At 54.0% G+C, this 18,401-nt stretch carries 13 protein-coding genes; 2 read left to right on the forward strand and 11 right to left on the reverse strand.

Annotated elements, in window-relative coordinates; all coding sequences use genetic code 11:
- Window positions 1-137: 137 nt before the first annotated feature.
- Window positions 138-989: an LEA type 2 family protein gene (locus tag Q8W24_RS10900; RefSeq protein ID WP_305413416.1), complete on the forward strand. Its 852-nt coding sequence runs from the start codon at window positions 138-140 to the stop codon at window positions 987-989.
- Between the two features lie 106 nt (window positions 990-1,095).
- Here the strand turns inward: Q8W24_RS10900 and slyD are convergent, their stop codons facing one another.
- From slyD to Q8W24_RS10920, 4 genes are all read right to left on the reverse strand, one after another.
- Window positions 1,096-1,581, reverse strand: a complete 486-nt coding sequence (slyD, locus tag Q8W24_RS10905; RefSeq protein WP_303431410.1) for a peptidylprolyl isomerase — start codon at window positions 1,579-1,581, stop codon at window positions 1,096-1,098.
- A gap of 214 nt (window positions 1,582-1,795) precedes the next feature.
- Entirely contained in the window at window positions 1,796-4,108 is a 2,313-nt protein-coding gene (locus tag Q8W24_RS10910; RefSeq protein WP_305475276.1) for an ATP-dependent helicase, read from the reverse strand.
- 158 nt (window positions 4,109-4,266) lie between these two features.
- Entirely contained in the window at window positions 4,267-4,497 is a 231-nt protein-coding gene (locus tag Q8W24_RS10915) for a hypothetical protein (protein WP_305451865.1), read from the reverse strand.
- A 379-nt stretch (window positions 4,498-4,876) separates the two neighbouring features.
- Window positions 4,877-7,177, reverse strand: a complete 2,301-nt coding sequence (locus Q8W24_RS10920) for a TonB-dependent receptor (protein WP_305475277.1) — start codon at window positions 7,175-7,177, stop codon at window positions 4,877-4,879.
- 732 nt (window positions 7,178-7,909) lie between these two features.
- On the opposite strand from Q8W24_RS10920, the gene Q8W24_RS10925 reads away from it, so the two are divergent.
- Window positions 7,910-8,686 (forward strand): TOBE domain-containing protein, encoded by a 777-nt coding sequence (locus tag Q8W24_RS10925; RefSeq protein ID WP_303431404.1) that lies wholly within the window; start codon window positions 7,910-7,912, stop codon window positions 8,684-8,686.
- A 137-nt stretch (window positions 8,687-8,823) separates the two neighbouring features.
- On the opposite strand, the gene Q8W24_RS10930 is transcribed toward Q8W24_RS10925, so the two are convergent.
- From Q8W24_RS10930 to Q8W24_RS10960, 7 genes are all read right to left on the reverse strand, one after another.
- Entirely contained in the window at window positions 8,824-9,480 is a 657-nt protein-coding gene (locus tag Q8W24_RS10930) for a CoA transferase subunit B (protein WP_305475278.1), read from the reverse strand.
- 36 nt (window positions 9,481-9,516) lie between these two features.
- On the reverse strand, window positions 9,517-10,218 hold the full coding sequence (locus tag Q8W24_RS10935) for a CoA transferase subunit A (protein WP_305413421.1): 702 nt from the start codon (window positions 10,216-10,218) through the stop codon (window positions 9,517-9,519).
- A 300-nt stretch (window positions 10,219-10,518) separates the two neighbouring features.
- Window positions 10,519-11,730: an HlyD family type I secretion periplasmic adaptor subunit gene (locus Q8W24_RS10940; RefSeq protein ID WP_305475279.1), complete on the reverse strand. Its 1,212-nt coding sequence runs from the start codon at window positions 11,728-11,730 to the stop codon at window positions 10,519-10,521.
- Window positions 11,720-13,993 (reverse strand): peptidase domain-containing ABC transporter, encoded by a 2,274-nt coding sequence (locus Q8W24_RS10945; protein WP_305475280.1) that lies wholly within the window; start codon window positions 13,991-13,993, stop codon window positions 11,720-11,722. The genes Q8W24_RS10940 and Q8W24_RS10945 overlap by 11 nt, the downstream gene beginning before the upstream one ends.
- 66 nt (window positions 13,994-14,059) lie before the next feature.
- Window positions 14,060-15,382, reverse strand: a complete 1,323-nt coding sequence (locus Q8W24_RS10950) for a TolC family protein (protein ID WP_303431399.1) — start codon at window positions 15,380-15,382, stop codon at window positions 14,060-14,062.
- Window positions 15,382-18,159, reverse strand: coding sequence for a tetratricopeptide repeat-containing sulfotransferase family protein (locus Q8W24_RS10955; RefSeq protein WP_305475282.1), 2,778 nt, complete (start codon window positions 18,157-18,159; stop codon window positions 15,382-15,384). The genes Q8W24_RS10950 and Q8W24_RS10955 overlap by 1 nt, the downstream gene beginning before the upstream one ends.
- On the reverse strand, window positions 18,159-18,401 hold a 243-nt coding region (locus tag Q8W24_RS10960; RefSeq protein ID WP_305475283.1), incomplete at its 5' end, for a hypothetical protein. The genes Q8W24_RS10960 and Q8W24_RS10955, both read right to left, overlap by 1 nt.

Consider the following 18,401-nt stretch of genomic DNA (forward strand, 5'->3'; position numbering starts at 1 on the left):
TTCAGGTGATTTTTATTCACACTGCCTCTGATTTGCTTTCGATCATACCCCAGAGCACATAAAGCTATCGGGATCCTGCATTAACCGCCGGTTTGCCTTACACTGCACCTCTTGAATATGTGCAGACTGGAGTGCCTATGAACCCGATTTTACCTACGCTGACCGCCACTGGCCTGATTCTGCTAAGTGGCTGTGCCGCTCTGAAAGAGAGCTTGACCGCCGCCGACAAACCCAGCGCCACGATCAGTGGCCTGTCGATCCAGTCCTTGGGGCTGGAACAAGCCGACTTGCTGGTCTCGCTGGATGTTACCAACCCGAACAGCTTTTCAATTCCCGCCAGCGGTCTGACCATGACCATGTCGGTAGAAGATCATGCTTTGGCCACCGTCAACCAAACTGACACCGACCTCACCCTGAGCGCCAACGAAACCACAACCACCCAGCTCCCCATCAGCTTCAGCTACAGCGATCTTTATAACGCTGTCAAAGCGGTTGCCGACCAGGATGAAGTAACCTGTCAAATTGATACTGCCCTGCTGTTTAATTTGCCGGTACTGGGAGACATCAGCCTGCCCGCCAGCTACACCACGACCCTGCCGATCCCGCAACGCCCTAAAATCAGCCTGGCCAGCGCCAGTGTTGCGGATTTGAGCTGGCGTGGCATGGAGCTGCAACTGACCGTTGATGTTGAAAACCCCAATGGCTTCGGGATTGATCTGAAAGGGCTGGATTATCAGGTAACTGCCGCCAACAGCGCATTGGCATCCGGCTCGGTGCAGCCAGCCAACCTGGAAAAAAACAGTCAGCAGCAGTTGGTTATTCCACTGTCACTGAGCTTTGCGGATATGGCCAGCAGCCTGATGTCTTTGCTGACCAGCAAGGAAGCGGTTGATATCGGCGTTGCCGGTACCCTGGACTATGCGCCAGAGCTGGCGATCTGGTCACCCGAACCGCTCGACTTTTCCATGTCGACTGCATTGACTCGCTAGGCCAGGCAGTACCAGGAAGGAAACAGGCAATACCAGGAAGGAAAAAAGCAGAAAAGCAAAACGGGCTGCCAAGGCAGCCCGTTTTTATGTTGCAGAATGCATCAGCTTAGTGCTGGTGGCCTTCTGCGCCATGTACATGGCCATGTTCCAGTTCTTCTTCACTGGCATCACGTACGGATTCAACCGTTACGCTGAACGCCAGGTCCTTGCCTGCCAGCGGGTGGTTGGCATCAACCGTTACTTCTGCTTCTTCCACTTCAGTAACAATCAGATTAACCGGGCCTTGTGCAGTTTGTGCTGTAAATGCCATGCCAGGTTCAATTTGATCAACACCGGTAAAAGCATCACGCGGAACTTTCTGCACACGGTCTTCGCTGTATTCACCGTAAGCATTCGCGGCTTCTACGGTGACTTCCAGTTCGTCGCCGACTTTTTTGCCGTCCAACGCCGCTTCCAGGCCAGGAATGATGTTCTGGGCACCGTGAAGGTAAGTCATTGGCGCTGCGCCTTCAGAAGAATCAATAGTTTCTCCAGAAGCAACGTCAACCACTTTATAATGAATGGAAACGACTTTGTGCTGGGCAATTGTCATGATGATTGTCCGTTTTTTGTCCCTGATTAAGGGCAGTGAATTCTACGCAAAGGCGACAGGATGCGACGTTGGAAACCAGCGGCGACCAAAGTCGTTCTCTACGAAATGGGCCCCCAGTATAACAACTGCCCCGCTGAGTGCCAGTCGGTGACGGGGGTGGCCGCCAAAAGCACAGATTCCATCAGCCCGCAACGCCACCCGACGGATCTGATTATCAATGCAACCACTGGATATGCGGCTCGGCAAATACCCGATCCAGGCGCCGGGTTGTCCGTTCACCATCAAACTGAATAATCAGATACTGTTCATCCTGCTCCATCACCGTACCGGCTCCCAGGCGGGCATGCACCAGTCGTGGCAGTGGCTGTCCGGTCACAGTGGGTTTGGCCGGATCGCGCAACGACCGGTTACCACCGCGAACCCCAGGTTGTACCCGGGACGGCTTCACCTCCAGCACAACCGGCGCCGGTTGTGCTGCCAGATACGCCGGCAGCCAGCTGGCTACCTCGCCTTCCAACACCAGGCGGGATTGCCCTTGCTCCAGGGCACTGGCCACTTGATCACTGCAACTGACATTCAGTTCACTCGTAAAAGGGCTGGGCTTTTCCCGTAACGAAGGGCGCTCATCTGACCTTTTACGCCCCGAAGATGACGGCACCAATCGCAGTGGCACCAGCAGATGTAATTGATGAATGGCGCGGGTCATGGCGACATACAACAGCCGCCGCTCACTTTCCTCGCTGGCCGGAGTGCTGAATTCGCCTTCTGGCCGGTACGGGAAGTAATGGCCATTCAGGCCGGGAATAATCACCACCGGCCATTCCAGCCCCTTGCTTTTATGGATAGACGTCAGCCTGACCCCGGCGTGTCGCTCACGGGACTGGGCCCGGGCGCGATCTCTCAGTTCCAACAGCAATTCCAGGGCTTCGTTCGAGTTCACGCCGGAGTCGGCCATAAAACGCACAAACGCCCGGATGGTTTGTAACCGGTCTTCCACCTGTTGAGCAGAAAAAGCACTGTCTTCAATGCCTTTTTCCAATTCAGTCGTATCGATATAAGCGTTCAGCAATCGCTGCACCGGTACCACCACATGCTCGGCACTGTCGAGCACCTCGGCCCGTGCGTGCAGCTGCGCTTTTTGCCAGTGGCTCAGGGTATCGGGAATCGCTTGCTGTAACGCAATGCCAAAGTGCTCGCGGTGCGTCGCCAGCGTATCGGCCATATCTTCCAGAACCGCCCTGCGTACTTTGGGAAACGGCGTAGTCAGTATCTGCAACCAGCCCGAGCGGCGCTGCTCCCGGCTGCGATCCCCAAAACGGCCTGCGGCAATTTCCAGTAACAGCCAGAAGATTTCCAGCTCCCAGCGCTCCAGTACCGAGAGAGAATGATCCAGCTGATAGGGAATACCCGCCTGCAACAAGGCCAGTTCAATCGGCGCACACAAAGCCCAAAGACGATGGATCACAGCAATCTGATGGGCTGGCATGGTTTCCAGGCACTGCCGCACCAGCGTCAGAACCTGATGCGCTTCCGCATTGGCAGAGCAGCTGTGCAACTGTACCTGGGTGGCCGGAGTGGATATGTGGGACAACCCCATCACCGGGTCTCGCTGCCGGTTATGGTGAATCAGATGATTCGCCATCAACGACAGTCGATGTCCATACCGAAAGGTTTCCGGTAACTGATACGTAGTGACGTTTTCCAACTGGCTAGCAAAGCCACTGACAATAAACTCTGGCCGTGAGCCACGAAATTCATAAATCGTCTGGTCTGGATCACCAATAACCATCATCGACCCCCGGCCAGCATGGAGCAGTTCCAGCAAATGCTGCTGAATACCGTTGATATCCTGGTATTCGTCCACCAGAATCCATTGCATATGGCCGCCAAAATAACGCGCCGCTTCCGGATTTTGCCGCAGATGCATCACCGGGTCGTACAGCATGTCGGAAAATCCAATACGCCGTTGCTGTTTGCGCCAGTCTTCAAAACGTTCAAACAACTCAATAAACATACGACACTGAGGGGGTAAATCGAGCTCTTCATAAACCGCCTGAGGAGGCGCCAGCCCGGATTTCACCAGGTCGATAAAACCGACCGCTGGCTCAACCCATTTTTTTCGTTGCGACAGGATTTCCTGCCGGGTGTCACCGTCGGCCAATTGCTGTAACAAACGCCACACCTGACCTTCAACTTCGCTATCTCCCAACAATTTACGCTCAAAAGCAGGCAACTGTTCCAGTTCAATCAACTTGTGATAAATACGCAATCCCAACGAGTGAAAAGTGCGTACTTCCGGTACCGCTTGATCCGGTAAACGGCGAAATAAACGCTGTTGAAACTCCTGCTGGGCCGCCTTGTTATACATCAGCACCAGCATACGGCGAGACGATACGCCGGCCTGTAATCGCGCAGCAATAAAATGCGTCAGTGTGGTGGTTTTACCCGCACCCGCAACGGCCACCACTCGGGCGTGGCCGTCGACGTGTTGAACAACCTGTTGTTGATAATCAGTAAGTTGTGACATTCAGCCCTCGCGTCAATGCCAAGGCATGCTATGACCAACACCTGAAAATGTCACGAACCATCAACAACCAGACCATCACAGCAGACCGGTAACAGCGCTATCGCTCACTCTGGTCACTCCGCCAACCCAACGTCACGGTTAGCAAGATCCCGCTGGCCTCAGAAAAAAACGTCGGTCCAGCGTGCCACCAGATCACTCCGTACACAGACAGACTGATGACTGCAAGGCTGGCTGCTCTGAGACATCGACCATTTCCCTGCCAATACCTGTTGCTCAAACCAACATCCATCATTACTGGCCAGCCAGCTGATATTGCATTGATCATGATGGATGGCCACTACCCGGTCAGCCATCAGCGAGACGGCCTGGTCAACACTTTGTTTATTCATCGCTTGCCTCCTGTCAGAACACCAAGAAGCCAGCCCACAAGAGGTGAGACACTGGTCATCCTACTGCTCATGTTTATATTAATACAAACTTCATATATAAAGACAGAGCAAGGCTGATACCATCATGGAAAAAATACTAAGCTATTGATTTTTATTTATTTTATAAACTCGATGACCCAAGGTGTTCTGTGACAAAACCCACCACCTGTAATCATATAGACAAACCACCTAACGAGAATAAACCAAACACCACAATACACTTGTTTGCTAACCAGCAAGCCGCATTATCATCATGGCCTGGGGCAATACCTGAAACAGCCACCAGGCCTCTCTGGCCAGCCATCCAAAGACAGCCAGCCAGATCCGCTATTGCCAGTAATTACCAGATATAAGCCAACGTCATCAGATATGAACGCGGCGCACCAGAGTAATAGGTATATGAGCCAGTACTTTGCACATCCGAGGCATTAATCCGGCCGATATAGCGCTTGTCCGTCAGATTGACCACATTTACATCCACCGACAGATCACCACTGGCCAATGGCAACTGATAACCAGCACCCATATCGACACGGGCATAACCGGGCACCGACTCTTCATGACCGGAATCAGCATAACGCTGGCCGACATAACGCAGCATCGATGTCGCAAACCAGCGGTCTTGCTCCCAACGGGCGCCCAGTGCACCAGTCCATACCGGTACATCGGGCAACTGGTTACCCGACACATCCATCACCGTGCCGCCACTGCCCAGCACATCCTTATCAAGAACGGCGTGTGTCCAGGCCAGATTGGCCAATAAATTCAACTCTGGTGTCACTTCCAGACCACCGGCGAACTGCAATCCTTGCTGATGCCCATCCCCCACATTCTGCGAATACACAACAGCTACATCCGGGTCGTAATAGCTGATGCCTTTATTGCGGAAGCGGGCGTAATACACCGTCAGATCCATATAGTGATACCGCGACGTCCAGATCAGCCCCAGATCAATCCCGTCCTGGGTTTCAATACGCTGCTTATCCATCACGTCCTGGGCCGTCAACCCCGCGGCAGCAAAAGTGGAATAATTGGACTGGAATTGATTCCAGGATGAAAACGACGGCGCTCCCATCGAACGGCCAACATGAATTCTCGATAACCAGTCGTCATTCCAGCGATAACTCAATCCGGCTACAGGCAACCAGACATCCAGATCAAAACCATCAACACTACGATCCGCCATCGGGCCACTCGATTGTTGCAGTGCTGCTGCATAAGACACATCCCCAAGACCATCGGTATTGTAGTAATCCAGGCTGACCAGGGTTTCACGCACATAGCGCAGCCCGGCTGACCAGTGCCAATTCCCCAGCGAGCGATCCAGCTGAGTCCAAACACTGTTCATCTGGTGCTCATTCGTCACCTTGGCCAATAGAGACCACTTGCTAAACATCAGACTGCCATCCGCTTGTGGCTGGTACATTTTCCAGGCTGTTGGCGGCCCCGGCGGTTCCATTGTCATATACCAGTGCCCCACACTCAGACGCGTATCCTTCACCTCGCGGACCCACTCTGTCCGCACCCCGCGGGCCTTATGATCAATCGACCAGTTCCGGATCATGCCGGAGCTGGTCGCCGACCAATAATCACCCTCTTCGTTACTCTGATAAGGCTGGACACTGATATAACTCTGGTCAGACAGCTGATAACGAGCCTCCAGCAGCCACAGGTCGCTGTTGAACTGCTGACGGTTATGATCGTAATAAAGATGCAGGTCTTCCAGGTCCGAGCTATAGGCATAGTCATACCACTGTTCCAAATCATTCGCCTGCTCAGCACTCAAGGCCCGGTAAGCATGTTGCTCTCCCTCACTCCGGGTGTACCACAGCCGGGCAGTCAAGGCCCCAAACTGCTGCTCTCCGGCCAGACTGATATTATTCTGGTCAGCAGCCTGACCTGGGCCTCGCCATTGATCAGCACTGGATTTTGATAGCGATGCCATCACCCGGCCACCAAAATTCATGGCACCCGAGTCTGCCCGAGCAAACCAGCGTGCCAGATCGTCACTACCGGCACTGTAGGACAGTTGCACCTCAGGATCGATATTGGGCCAATACAGCCGGGTATCCAGCGCCCCAAAATTATTAAACAGATCGACCTGATCGGCAGGTACCGGCCCCTGGTGCAGCGACACACTGGCGATATTTTCCTGCTCGAACATCCACAAGTAACCAGGTCCAGGTCCCATGCCGGTCACCGCCACTCCCTCGACGGTACCATTGGCACCATGAGAGGCATTCACCCCGCGCACCCTTAACCCCTTGTTCCCTCCCATCAGATTGCCAAAGCCAAAAGGGTCGACGGTTTCTGCCTGTACTCCCGGCAATGCCGACACAGCACTGTAAGGGCTGCCTGCCCCCGGTGCGGCAAACATATCCAGCTCCTCTTGGCTTACGGTTCGTTGTGATGCCGCCTGATCTGACGGATACCACATAGCGGCCTCCTGTTGCCCCACAACCACAATCGCGTCTTCAACTTCAGTCGGCAAGTGGGCATCCGCGGTTGTTTTATCTTCTGCCACCACCAGAGCACACCGGGTTGAAAGCACCATCAGTACAGCCCAGGTCAGCGGTGCAAGCGGTACCGACACCGGGCTGGTAACACGATAAAAACACGTACCGCCATCTGAAACATTCATCTTATGACTCCTGATTAATCACTGTGAAAAAGTCGCATCAGGGATCTATCGCCAAACCAGAGCCGACAGCCAAACAGAACCAGGTTCTCGCCCAGGGACACCATTGGCATCCCCATACACATCACGAGAATTGAAAAATAATCAGCAAAGTCAGCACCGGATACAATAAATAACCTAAAACTACACAACGAAAACCAGGAGCAATGCACGTACCAGAGAAAAGCAGAACGAGCCATCCTTCAACACCAAGCATAACTATTTGATTTTAAAGATATTTCTCAAAAGCACTCAGATAGCAACAGCTCACAGCAGCCGACTTCAAAACGTCATGGTTGTTCAATAGCTGACAATTGTAATCAATAGTTCAAAACCATATAAAAATATCAAAAACAAATAATTACATTTAAAATCAATAACATGAAAAATACACACTATGATTTTTTATATAAAACAAAATCAACAAAAAGCCAGTAACAGTCAGTAGTTGGTTTGATATCGACGGCAAGAACGGCCGCTAGCGCTCAACATGCGGGGCAAGGGCGGAAAACTCACAGCTTGAGCCTGGTACTGACTGTGTCTGTATATAGACAAGCTACCTAACGGAATCAAACATCCCCTCAATCTAGCCATCACTGCCACTAAAAGTGGCATCCGTGTTACAACGGCACTCCTTTTCTTTTCCGTCAGAGGTATACTCGAGAAATAACCATACAAATGACAAGGAGATCCAGCATGCAACTGGTTGGACGAATCCTGCTTGATACTGATGAAGGCTCGTTATTGGCAGAAAAACGAGTGATATTGCTCGAGGCCATTGCTCGCCATGGAACAATTCAAAAAGCCGCCCAGGAAATGGGGTTGTCATACAAAGGAGCATGGGATGCTGTCAATGCCATGAATAACCTGTGCGATGAACCTCTGGTTATTCGGGAGGTGGGTGGCCGTCGTGGTGGTGGTAGCCATTTGACCGAACAAGGTCGTGCATTAATCACGCTCTATCGCACTGTTGAAGCCGAGTACCAGAGCCTGCTGGATCGGATGAACAGCAGCCTCGGCGATATGCAGCAGTTTCACCGCATGATGAACCGTTTCTCGATGCGCACCAGTGCCCGCAACCAGTTTCATGGCGTCGTAACAGCCTTGATACAAGGGATGGTTAATTGTGAAGTGCGGATGAGACTTGACGATCACACCGAGATCGTCGCCATCGTTACCAACGAAAGTGCAGAAAACCTCGACTTGCGGCTTGGTCTCGAATTGTTTGCACTGGTCAAAACCTCCTATGCCAGTGTTCACACCCAATCTGTCGAGCAGCGCAACTGTTTTGCCGGGGTGGTAGCAGATCTGATCCGCGGAGAACAAAGTACGGAAGTCCGGGTTGATTTACCCAGTGGAAAAAGTGTGGTTGCCGCCGTCAGCAACCAGCAGGCTGACGACCTGGCACTGGCCATGAACCTGCCGGTTTATGCGACCTTCAGCCCCGACAGTGTGATTCTGGCCGTCAGTTAATACCCGGCAGAGACAGCAATGTCTATACGCACCCAGCCCGGTCATATGCCGAGCTGGGTGTTACTACTGATAGCAGTGATACGGATGATCGTCACAGACCGGCCAGCCGGTTCGCTCCAGCCAGAATCCGGCAGTGCCTAAAACTGCATTTCCGGCACGTCGTCTGGTACAACCAGCTTGCCCGCCGTTTTCTCAACAATTTCTTCTACCGACACGCCAGGGGCACGCTCTTTCAAATGAAAGGCTCCATCTTCAATTTCAAGCCAGGCCAGGTCAGTCAGTACTTTTTTGATGCACCCCTTGCCCGTCAGCGGCAAGCTGCACTCAGGCAACAACTTGGACTCACCATGTTTGGAAGCATGGGTCATGGTAACAATGATGTTATCCGCACCAGCCACCAGATCCATCGCGCCCCCCATTCCCTTGATCAGCTTGCCGGGGATCATCCAGGAAGCAATATTGCCATTGATATCCACTTCAAAAGCCCCCAGCACCGTCAAATCCACATGACCACCACGGATCATGGCAAAGGATTCCGCCGAGCTGAAAATAGACGCCCCGGGCGCCGCCGTTACCGTTTGTTTCCCGGCATTGATCATATCCGCATCCAGCTCGGCTTCAGTCGGAAAGCGTCCCATGCCCAGCAAGCCATTTTCGGATTGCAGCATCACTTCCATCCCATCTGGGACATAGTTGGCCACCAGCGTCGGAATGCCGATGCCCAGGTTGACATAAAATCCATCTTGCAATTCGCGGGCTACACGCTGTGCCATTTGTTCACGAGTAAGGGCCATGATCATCACCTGTTATTAATGGGTTAAGTCGTCGAATCAGCTGTCAGATAGCGTTCGTTTTTCGATACGTTTTTCAAAGCTGCCAACAATCAGACGATTCACATAAATACCCGGTGTATGTATCTGCGAAGGCTCCAGCTCACCCACTTCTACCAATTCCTCGACTTCAACCACAGTGATCTTTCCCGCAGTGGCTGCCATCGGATTAAAGTTCTGTGCAGTATGACGGTACATCACATTGCCATAACGGTCGGCTTTCCAGCCTTTGACGATGGCAAAATCGCCGCGAATGGATTCTTCCAACAAATATTCACGGCCATTAAACTCACGCACTTCCTTGCCTTCGGCTACTGGAGTACCCACCCCGGTAGCCGTATAAAACGCCGGAATACCAGCCCCACCGGCACGCATTTTTTCAGCCAATGTGCCTTGTGGCGTCAGCTCAACCTCCAGTTCGCCGTTCAGCAACTGCTGTTCAAACATGGCGTTTTCGCCAACGTATGACGAGATCATTTTTTTGACCTGCTTGTCTTCCAGCAACACACCCAGACCAAATCCGTCGACCCCACAGTTATTGGAGACGATGGTCAGATGACGGCTGCCTTTGCGTTTGACTTCCGCAATCAGGTTTTCAGGGATGCCACACAAACCAAAACCACCGGCGATGATGGTCATGCCATCTTCGAGCCCTGCCATTGCTTCTTCGTAGCTGCCTACGACTTTATCGAAACCTGCCATTATTATTTTCTCCTTGCTTCATCGTTGGGAAGTGGCCGGGCAATGCATCGATAACCACGGCAGCAGAGCATAATCATGCACTGCCTCTGCTGTCATGTTCGATTATTTATGGGTAGATTTGCAGTTTGTATCAAGTCTTTTGATTTTTTAAATCAATTATTCAAAACTTTTATTCAGTTTTTTAAATCAATAGACAGTGACCGGGTGGCACCCTGCGTACCAAACTGTGGTTGATCACTGCAAAGCAGCCGGGCGATGCAGGCTGCCATCAAGGCTATCCATTCCCATTCCAATGGCGAATCATCGCTCACCCAGGGATTCGGTCAAGGTTTTACGCAACGGTTTCAGCAAGTATTCCATCAGACTACGTTCACCCGCACGAATATCCACGCGAGCAGTCATGCCTGGCAGAATTTCCAACTGCCGCCCAATCAAACTGCGCACCTTGCCGTCATGCATTGCCAAACGCACATGCACCCGATAATAAATATCAACGTTATCACCGCTTTCTTCCTTGAGGGTATCCGCACTGACATACACCACGCTGCCTTCAACGCCGCCGTAAATCGTGTAATCAAACGGATCAAACCGCACCGTCGCCAGCTGCCCTATTTCAACGCGGGAAATATCGGTCGGACTGATCTTGGCTTCCACAATCAGTTCGTCATTCACCGGAACGATTTGCATCAACTCCTCACCGGCGCGCAACACACCACCGATGGTAGTGACCCGTACGTTTTTGACGATACCGTCGACCTTGGACCGAAACACACTGTCATTCAACTGCTGTTGTCGCTGGGTCAGCACTTCGGAGGTTTGTGCCATTTCGTCCTCGGCAGTCGTCAACTCTTCGCTGGCATCTTCAAAAAAGCGATTACGACGACTGAGCAATTTGTTCTCTGCCTCGTTGATTGCACGCTGGGTGCGGATCACCTCGGAGCGGTTTACATCGCCACTGTGCTGCAGCCTAGCCACCAGAGCTGCATCTTCCTGTGCCAGCTCCACTGCCCGGGTCAGGTTGGCGAGTTCGGCTTTCAGGCCATCACGACGCTGCTCAAACAATGCCAGTTCAACCTGTTTCTGTTCATCGAACGTTTCCAGAAACGGTGGGAAGACCAATTCAGGTTTCCCGGTCACTTCTGCCCGCAACCGGGTTGCTTTGGCCAACAAGCCCGCCAGCCGTGCCCGCATTTCCCCCACACTGGCCCGAACCCGGGTTTCATCCAGCTCGGCAATCACCTGGCCAGCCTGAACCCGGTCACCTTCACGCACCTGGATGCTGCGGATCACACCACCATCAACCGACTGGATAATTTGTACCCGGCTGGAGGCAATCACCTCGCCATTCGCACGGGTTACCTCATCGATCTGGAATTTAATGGCCCAACCAATAAACACCACAAAGGTGGCCGCAATCAACCAAACGATCCAGCCACTACGATCCAGGTGATAACGCGCCAGCCGCTGGGCACGACTGGCATCACGATCGTCCATCAAGCTATCAGATAACATTGATCGGGCCCCCTGCCGGTGGTCGACGAGCCGTACCGGATGGCGCTCGCTGGCGCTGGAAAATAGCTTCCGGGCTGTCATCCCGGACAATCCGACCCTGCTGCATCAGCAACACGCGACGCGCCAGCCGTGAGGCCAATGCTGGCTTGTGCGTCGATACCACCAGAATATCAGAAGGCTTGAGATGGGATTCCAGCGCTGTTAATACCTGTTGTTCGGTATCCGGATCCAGCGACGCCGTCGGCTCATCCAGCAACCAGATGGTTGGCCGGGCCAATACCACCCGGGCCATACCGACCAGCTGCTTCTGACCTCCCGACAGACCATCGCCACCTTCACTGATCGGCAAGTCCATACTGTAGGGGCTATCGGCGGCAATACGATCAATCCCCAGTTGCTGGGCCACTTCCAATAAATGACCATCGGCGATGGCACCACCCAATATCAGATTGGAACGCAAAGACCCCTTGAACAAATGCACCGACTGCGGCAAATACCCGACCTGTTGGGCAACAATCGCCGGGTCCATTTCCCACAGATCACCTTGCCCCAGCCGCACCCGACCAGCGGACGGCCGATAAAGACCGGCCAGTATTTTCAGCAAGGTCGACTTGCCCGAACCGATTTGACCCACCACCGCCACCCGATCCCCGGCCTTGAGCGACAATGAGCCGACATCCAGTTGCAACACCGGCGAATCCGGATAAGAAAAACTCACCGCTTGCAACGCGATCTCCGCCGGAGGCTCCGACGGCATCAGCAGCGATTGCTCCGCCCGTCGCTCGGTATCCAGATCCAGCACCTGATCCACCATTTTCAGCGACTGCTGCACATTTTCCCACTGCGCCATATAACGCACCGCCTGACTGACCGGAGCAATCACCCGCCCGCCCAGAATACTGCATGCGATCATCGCCCCGATCGTCATATGTCCCTCAGCCACTTCATAAACCCCGACCACAACAGCCGCCACATAAGCGACTTGTGACAGACTGGCAGTCGTCAGCTGAATCAGGTTATTCAGCGCTTTATGCTGAATATCAAACCCGGCCACGGTTTCACTGATGGATTGCCAGATTTCAGAAAAACGCCAACTGGCATTCGCAGCCCGAATGGTCTCGGCTCCCTGAATGCTATCGACCAGCAACCCCTGACGCTCATTACTGCGCTGCATTTCGTCTTTCATCAAGCGCCGCATGCTGCGTTGACCCAGCCAGCCCAGTAACACCGCCACCGGTAACAGCGCCGTATACACCCAGGCTACGGGACCGCCAATCATGGCGATAAACACTATAAACAGCAGTGCAAACGGCGTATCAACCAGGGTAAAAAACACCCCGGATGAAAAGAAATGACGCACCGACTCCAGGCCACTGACTTGCGCAGCGATGGTTCCCAGGCTGCGTGGCCGGGTATCCATCTGCAAGTGTAAAAGGTGATCAAACACCTGTTGACTGACCCTCTGATCGACCTCACAGGCGACGCTGTCGAGCACCCGTCCACGCAAAATTTTCAAGCCCCAGTCCAGCAACAGCACAATCACCATCCCGACCACCAGAGTCCACAAGGTGGCCCAGGCCAGGGTCGGTACCACCCGGTCATACACCTGCATGGCAAACAGGGATGTCGCAACCGCCATCAGATTGATTACCAGAGTGGCAACCACCACATGACCAATCCAGCGACGACGGCGCAACAGCGCCGCCACCACCAGACGGATGGACCGACTCCCCGTCAGCGAGATTTTTTCTTGCGCCTTGGCGGCGGGATTGTCCAGCCAGAGCACCACCCCGTCTTCCAGCACCTCCGGTGCATGCAAATGCGCCACACCGTCCACACCGGTCAGAGAAATCTCATGGCTTGCCGGTACCACACCATCCTCTGGCCAGTCGACCGGAGCGGAATCCTCTGCCTGAGACGATGCGCTGGTGGTTGGCTGTTCCAGCAACTGGCGTTCTGCCAGCCACCATTCTCCTTGCCAATGCATCAAGGCCGGCAGCCGCCGCTGATCCATCCGCGCCCAGCGTAATTGCGCCACCCGCAACCCTCGTAGTTGTAATGCTTGCGCCAACAACTGAATGCGCTGAGGTAGCGACACCGGCCCCATGATGCCCTGTGTATTGGCACTCCAGGCCTGCTCCAGCTTCCCCGGTGCAACACTGACCTGGATTAACAACAACAGCCGTTGCAACAGACTGAGAGGCAAGGATTTGCCTATATCGTCCTCCGCAGAAGGCCCTGTAGATTGTTCAATATCTGACATCGTGTCCACGCGTTATTTTCAAATGTTTTGGCATTCCGGGCTGCCCTCAGAGCAGTCTGAAACAAATCAGTGGTATCTATTGATTGGCATCGGTTTCGGTACCGGCGTGACGGGCTCTGGTGCCAGAGCAGGAACCCCGCTACGCTCATCCAGATAACCCGCCATACTGGCCAGCTGCAGTGATGCATCAAGCAAGGTCGATTTAATGGTTGCCAGCTCCAGCTGCCCATAAACCCATTCCCGCTGGGCGTTAAGCACTTCCAGCCAGGTCTTGCGACCGGTTTCGTACTGACGCACAAAAGAATCCAGAGTTTGTTTCAACGCATCGACCGTCAGCTCTTGAGAATGCTGCAAAAGCTGCTGCATTTGCCGGTTCAGCAGCAGCGAGCTCACCTGCTGGCGCAAATTCACTTCGGTCACATACAATGACTGTTCGGCCGCCCGTTTACTGGCCACCGCCGCTTTGGTCTGGGCATAATTGCTGACCCCCAGACCGGCAAAACTGGCTTCCAGCGATAACCCCGAGCGCATCTGGTCATCATCTTCATCGCTGGTCTGGTTAGGCATATCGCGCTCAAGCTGAAGATACAAGGTCGGCATCGAGCTGTAACGTTGCTGATTGGCTGTCTTGTCCGCAATCACAACCTGCTCTCGCTGGTACTGCAGATCGGCACTGGTTTGTAAGGCATCGTACTGGATCTGCTGCTCATTCCCTGGCAGCCAGCCCTGTTCCGGTACCGCCTCCGTCGAATCTACCGGCACCTGGGTCAATGCCAGCAATGACGTCTCCGCAACGGCCAGCTGCCCCTGATAATTCTGCTCCGTCGACTGCGCCCACAACAAACGTCCCAACGCCAGCTGCACATCGGCATCCGATGCCAGACCGCCATCGCGACGTCGTTCAATACGGTCGTACAGCTGCTGATGATCTCGGGTGTTCTGCTGGGCAATGTGCAACTGCCGACGCAAGGCATCAATCGCAATATAAGCCTGACTGGTTGCTTCAACCAGATCTCGACGAATCTGCAACAGGCCAACATCCTCAGCTCGCCTTTCGGCCTGCGCCAGCTCAATGGCACTGCTCAACTTGCCAAAAGTCAGCAACGGCTGCTGGAGCGTCACCGTGGCCAGATCATCGTCATAGAGGTTATCGGCCGAAAGCGACAGGTTGGGTAAGCGCCCGGACCTGGCCGCTTGCTCACCCCAGCTGCTGGCTTCCAGCGAGGCTTGTTGACCGGCAATGGCCGGATGAAATTTCAGCGCCGCTTCAATCGCCCCCCAAATACCGCGATACTGGCTGGTTTCGGCCGCCACGGAATGCGTAACGGCGAACAACAGCCCACTGCAAATCAGTAAAAGGGCACGATATTTTCTGAATGTATCCGCCATTACCAAGCCTGTTCCGGCAAATCGCCATCAACCCAGTCCTGGGGTTCATCCAACGGACCAAACGGCGACAATGAGCGACGCCCCAGCTGTTCACGGATAGCAGCCGCTTCTTCTTTCTGGCCCGACAACGTCAGCGCCAGAGCCAGGTTATGTTGCCAGGCCCGCTGCCATGGCACCCGTTGTAACGCCTGACGCATCAGACCGATACCGTCCTGAAGATGGCCCTTGCGGCAATAAATCAGCCCCACCAGGTACTGGCAGGCCGCATGTTGTGGATTATGGTACAGCATTTTTTTGCAGCTCCTTTCTGCGCCATCCAGATCATCTGCGTGATACAACGCCACTGCCGCGCTCAAAAAGCCCGGCTCCGGCAACGACAGCATCGAAATCTCATCCCAGATGATTTTGGCATTGGTGCCTTCAGTCAAAGGCCCAAGCTGATTGGCGTAATGTTTCCATTTGGCTTTTGAGGTCTGATAAATCGGTTGCCGTACTTGCCATACACTGGCGGTTTTCACCGGCCGTTCGAGATCACTGTACGCCAGCACTTGTGGCTCCCACGCCACACCAATATATTCCAGCATTCGCCGCGCCTGTCCTTCCGGGTCCTGCAACAGCTGTTCGTATTGCAGCTCCAGAATGCCATCTCCAAACAGCCCATGCCAGTGCTGCATCAGCAGGTTATGGTCTGCCAGTTGCTCGCCAATCCAACGCAGGTCATAGGCGAAGCCCATACCACCGTGCTTGGCCTGGAAATCAATAAAATAGTTGGACAGAGCAATATCACGCGGGTCTCGTCGTACCGAAATAATACGGGCGTTAGGGAAAAGGAATTTGATCAGACCAATATGTTCAAAATTATGTGGCAATTTATCGATCACAAACCGGGCATCCGGCTTGTCAGCCTGAGCCAGATCGAACAGTTCTTGCAAAATACCCTCGGCAATACCATGGCAAACATAAGGCGTCAGATCATCAACACAATCCGGATAGCGCCTGCCAGAACCGATATGACGCTCCCAATTATTCAGCCCCCGGATACGCTGGGGAATAACCCCCAACTCACCCGCCCCCCAGATTTCACTATGGCTGGCCAGCATCTGCTCAACCAGAGTGGTACCAGAGCGCGGCATACCGACCACAAACACCGGCGCCGAAGAGGGGTGCCCATAAGGCTGACCACCATACAACTGCCGATGCTGGAAAAAACTGCGCGAAAAAGCGTAACGAATACGTGCGCACTGCTGCCGATGGGCAACCGGGTCGTAAGGAATATGCAGCTTGCTGGCTTCGTTGGCCTGTCGAACCAACGCCAATGCCTTGTCGTAATTACCCCGTTTTTCCCAGGCCGTAGCCAGCTGGAACAACAAGGACGTTGATACCGACCCAGACAGACCGGGCCGCTGTGCCAGCTTCTCCAGCCGGTGCAAGGTGTTCTCGTCTTCAGGGAAACGGTGGGCATTGACCAGCCCGGCAAAACCCGCAGCCGGGTCAAACCGCTGGATACGCTCATACCAGTCAATGGCATCATCGACCCGCCCTAATTGCATCGCCAGCTGCGCCAACCCTTGCATGGCCGCAGTGTAGTCTGGAAAATCCAGCAACAATTGGCGCAACGCATGTTCTGCCTCGTCATAATGCTGCCGCTGTAAATCTGCCATCGCCTGCAAATGACGGGCACGTCCCATCAAGGGAATTCGCCAGTGTAATGCCGTGTGATGCAACGACTCGACGGCCCCGTCCACCTCAGTTAACCACTCGGTTGGCTCTTCCACGGCCACTAGTTCCAGAGCTTTAGTGGCCGCTTCATGTGCTTTCTCCGGCGCCGTCATCAACAGGGTTTGCCCCAGCTGAACCCACAACCCCGCCCGTGGTAACTGCTTGTCCGCCGCCACCCGCAACGCCTTCTGCAGCAGCCATCCGGCCTGGGCAATACGCCCCCGCACACAGAGCAGTTCCGCCAATTGCGACACCAGTGTCAACGCTTCAGGATAAACTTTCAGCCCCAAACGTAACTGGGCTTCGGCATCATCATGGCGTTCTTGACCAGCCAATAAACGGGCATAGCCCGATACCAGCACCAGCCATTCTGATTCCGACAGATCCTGTCCCGCCTGTTGCAGCCAGGCCTCGGCTCGCTGTGGCTCACCACTGGCCAGCCACAGCTCAAGCTGAAGCCCTCGCAAACGGGCTGTTGTGCCATGCAGAGCGCTATCCGGCAAGCGCTCACAAGCGGCCTGTAATCCGGCAATGGCCTGATCCAGCATCTGCTGGGCTTCCGGCCACTGTTGTTGTTGCAAATACAACGAGGCCAGTGCCTGACATAACGAAAAACGCCCAGGTTTGAGCAGCAATGATTGCCGATAATACGCAATGGCATCTTCCATACGACCTTGCTGAACCCGACCAAAGGCCAGCCGGGCCAATGCCAGATCCTGTTGTGGTTCTTGCTCAAGCACTGACTCCAGACGTTCACAAGCAACCTCAATATGGCCCAACAGCAACCACACTGCCGCCAGATCCGTTTGAACATCTTCCGTCAAACTCGCAACACGAGCAGCCGGGCCAGCGATCAAACGCTCCGCCTCGGAGTGATTCCCCAGTTGTGCATAGGCCAGCGCCTGCAGTACTTGCAAGGCATCATCGTCCGGTGCCTGCAGTAACAAGCCCTTAACCTGTTGCAGCAGGTGCTCATAGTGCTGATCGTCAACCAAAGCCCGAAGCCGGGCAATGGCTGCGCCATCACCCGCATCTGCTAACGAATGTCCTGTCAGCATCAGACCAACCCCTGTGATGTCATAACGCCCATTGGCATGGTCGTCAGGTAGACTTCATTCAGAGACCGCCCCTCATTCAGATCACTCCAGCTTCCATCCCACAACGATACCGAACCGGATGATGCATTGTCCGTCCAGCGGAAAACAAAACCCGACTCCTGCAATGAGAAAGCCGACCCCCATACTCCGGGAGAACTGAAAGAAGCAACCGCCGAATTATTAGCACCCAGTACCGCACTCCC

The sequence above is a fragment of the Oceanobacter sp. 4_MG-2023 genome (genome assembly GCF_030689165.1).
Taxonomy (GTDB): Bacteria; Pseudomonadota; Gammaproteobacteria; order Pseudomonadales; family Oceanobacteraceae; genus Oceanobacter.

Excerpts from the sequence above, each read along its gene's own strand:
- Q8W24_RS10900 (WP_305413416.1), top strand. The coding sequence starts at position 138 with ATGAACCCGATTTTACCTACGCTGACCGCCACTGGCCTGATTCTGCTA.
- slyD (WP_303431410.1), bottom strand. The coding sequence starts at position 1,581 with ATGACAATTGCCCAGCACAAAGTCGTTTCCATTCATTATAAAGTGGTT.
- Q8W24_RS10910 (WP_305475276.1), bottom strand. The coding sequence starts at position 4,108 with ATGTCACAACTTACTGATTATCAACAACAGGTTGTTCAACACGTCGAC.
- Q8W24_RS10915 (WP_305451865.1), bottom strand. The coding sequence starts at position 4,497 with ATGAATAAACAAAGTGTTGACCAGGCCGTCTCGCTGATGGCTGACCGG.
- Q8W24_RS10920 (WP_305475277.1), bottom strand. The coding sequence starts at position 7,177 with ATGAATGTTTCAGATGGCGGTACGTGTTTTTATCGTGTTACCAGCCCG.
- Q8W24_RS10925 (WP_303431404.1), top strand. The coding sequence starts at position 7,910 with ATGCAACTGGTTGGACGAATCCTGCTTGATACTGATGAAGGCTCGTTA.
- Q8W24_RS10930 (WP_305475278.1), bottom strand. The coding sequence starts at position 9,480 with ATGGCCCTTACTCGTGAACAAATGGCACAGCGTGTAGCCCGCGAATTG.
- Q8W24_RS10935 (WP_305413421.1), bottom strand. The coding sequence starts at position 10,218 with ATGGCAGGTTTCGATAAAGTCGTAGGCAGCTACGAAGAAGCAATGGCA.
- Q8W24_RS10940 (WP_305475279.1), bottom strand. The coding sequence starts at position 11,730 with ATGTTATCTGATAGCTTGATGGACGATCGTGATGCCAGTCGTGCCCAG.
- Q8W24_RS10945 (WP_305475280.1), bottom strand. The coding sequence starts at position 13,993 with ATGTCAGATATTGAACAATCTACAGGGCCTTCTGCGGAGGACGATATA.
- Q8W24_RS10950 (WP_303431399.1), bottom strand. The coding sequence starts at position 15,382 with ATGGCGGATACATTCAGAAAATATCGTGCCCTTTTACTGATTTGCAGT.
- Q8W24_RS10955 (WP_305475282.1), bottom strand. The coding sequence starts at position 18,159 with ATGCTGACAGGACATTCGTTAGCAGATGCGGGTGATGGCGCAGCCATT.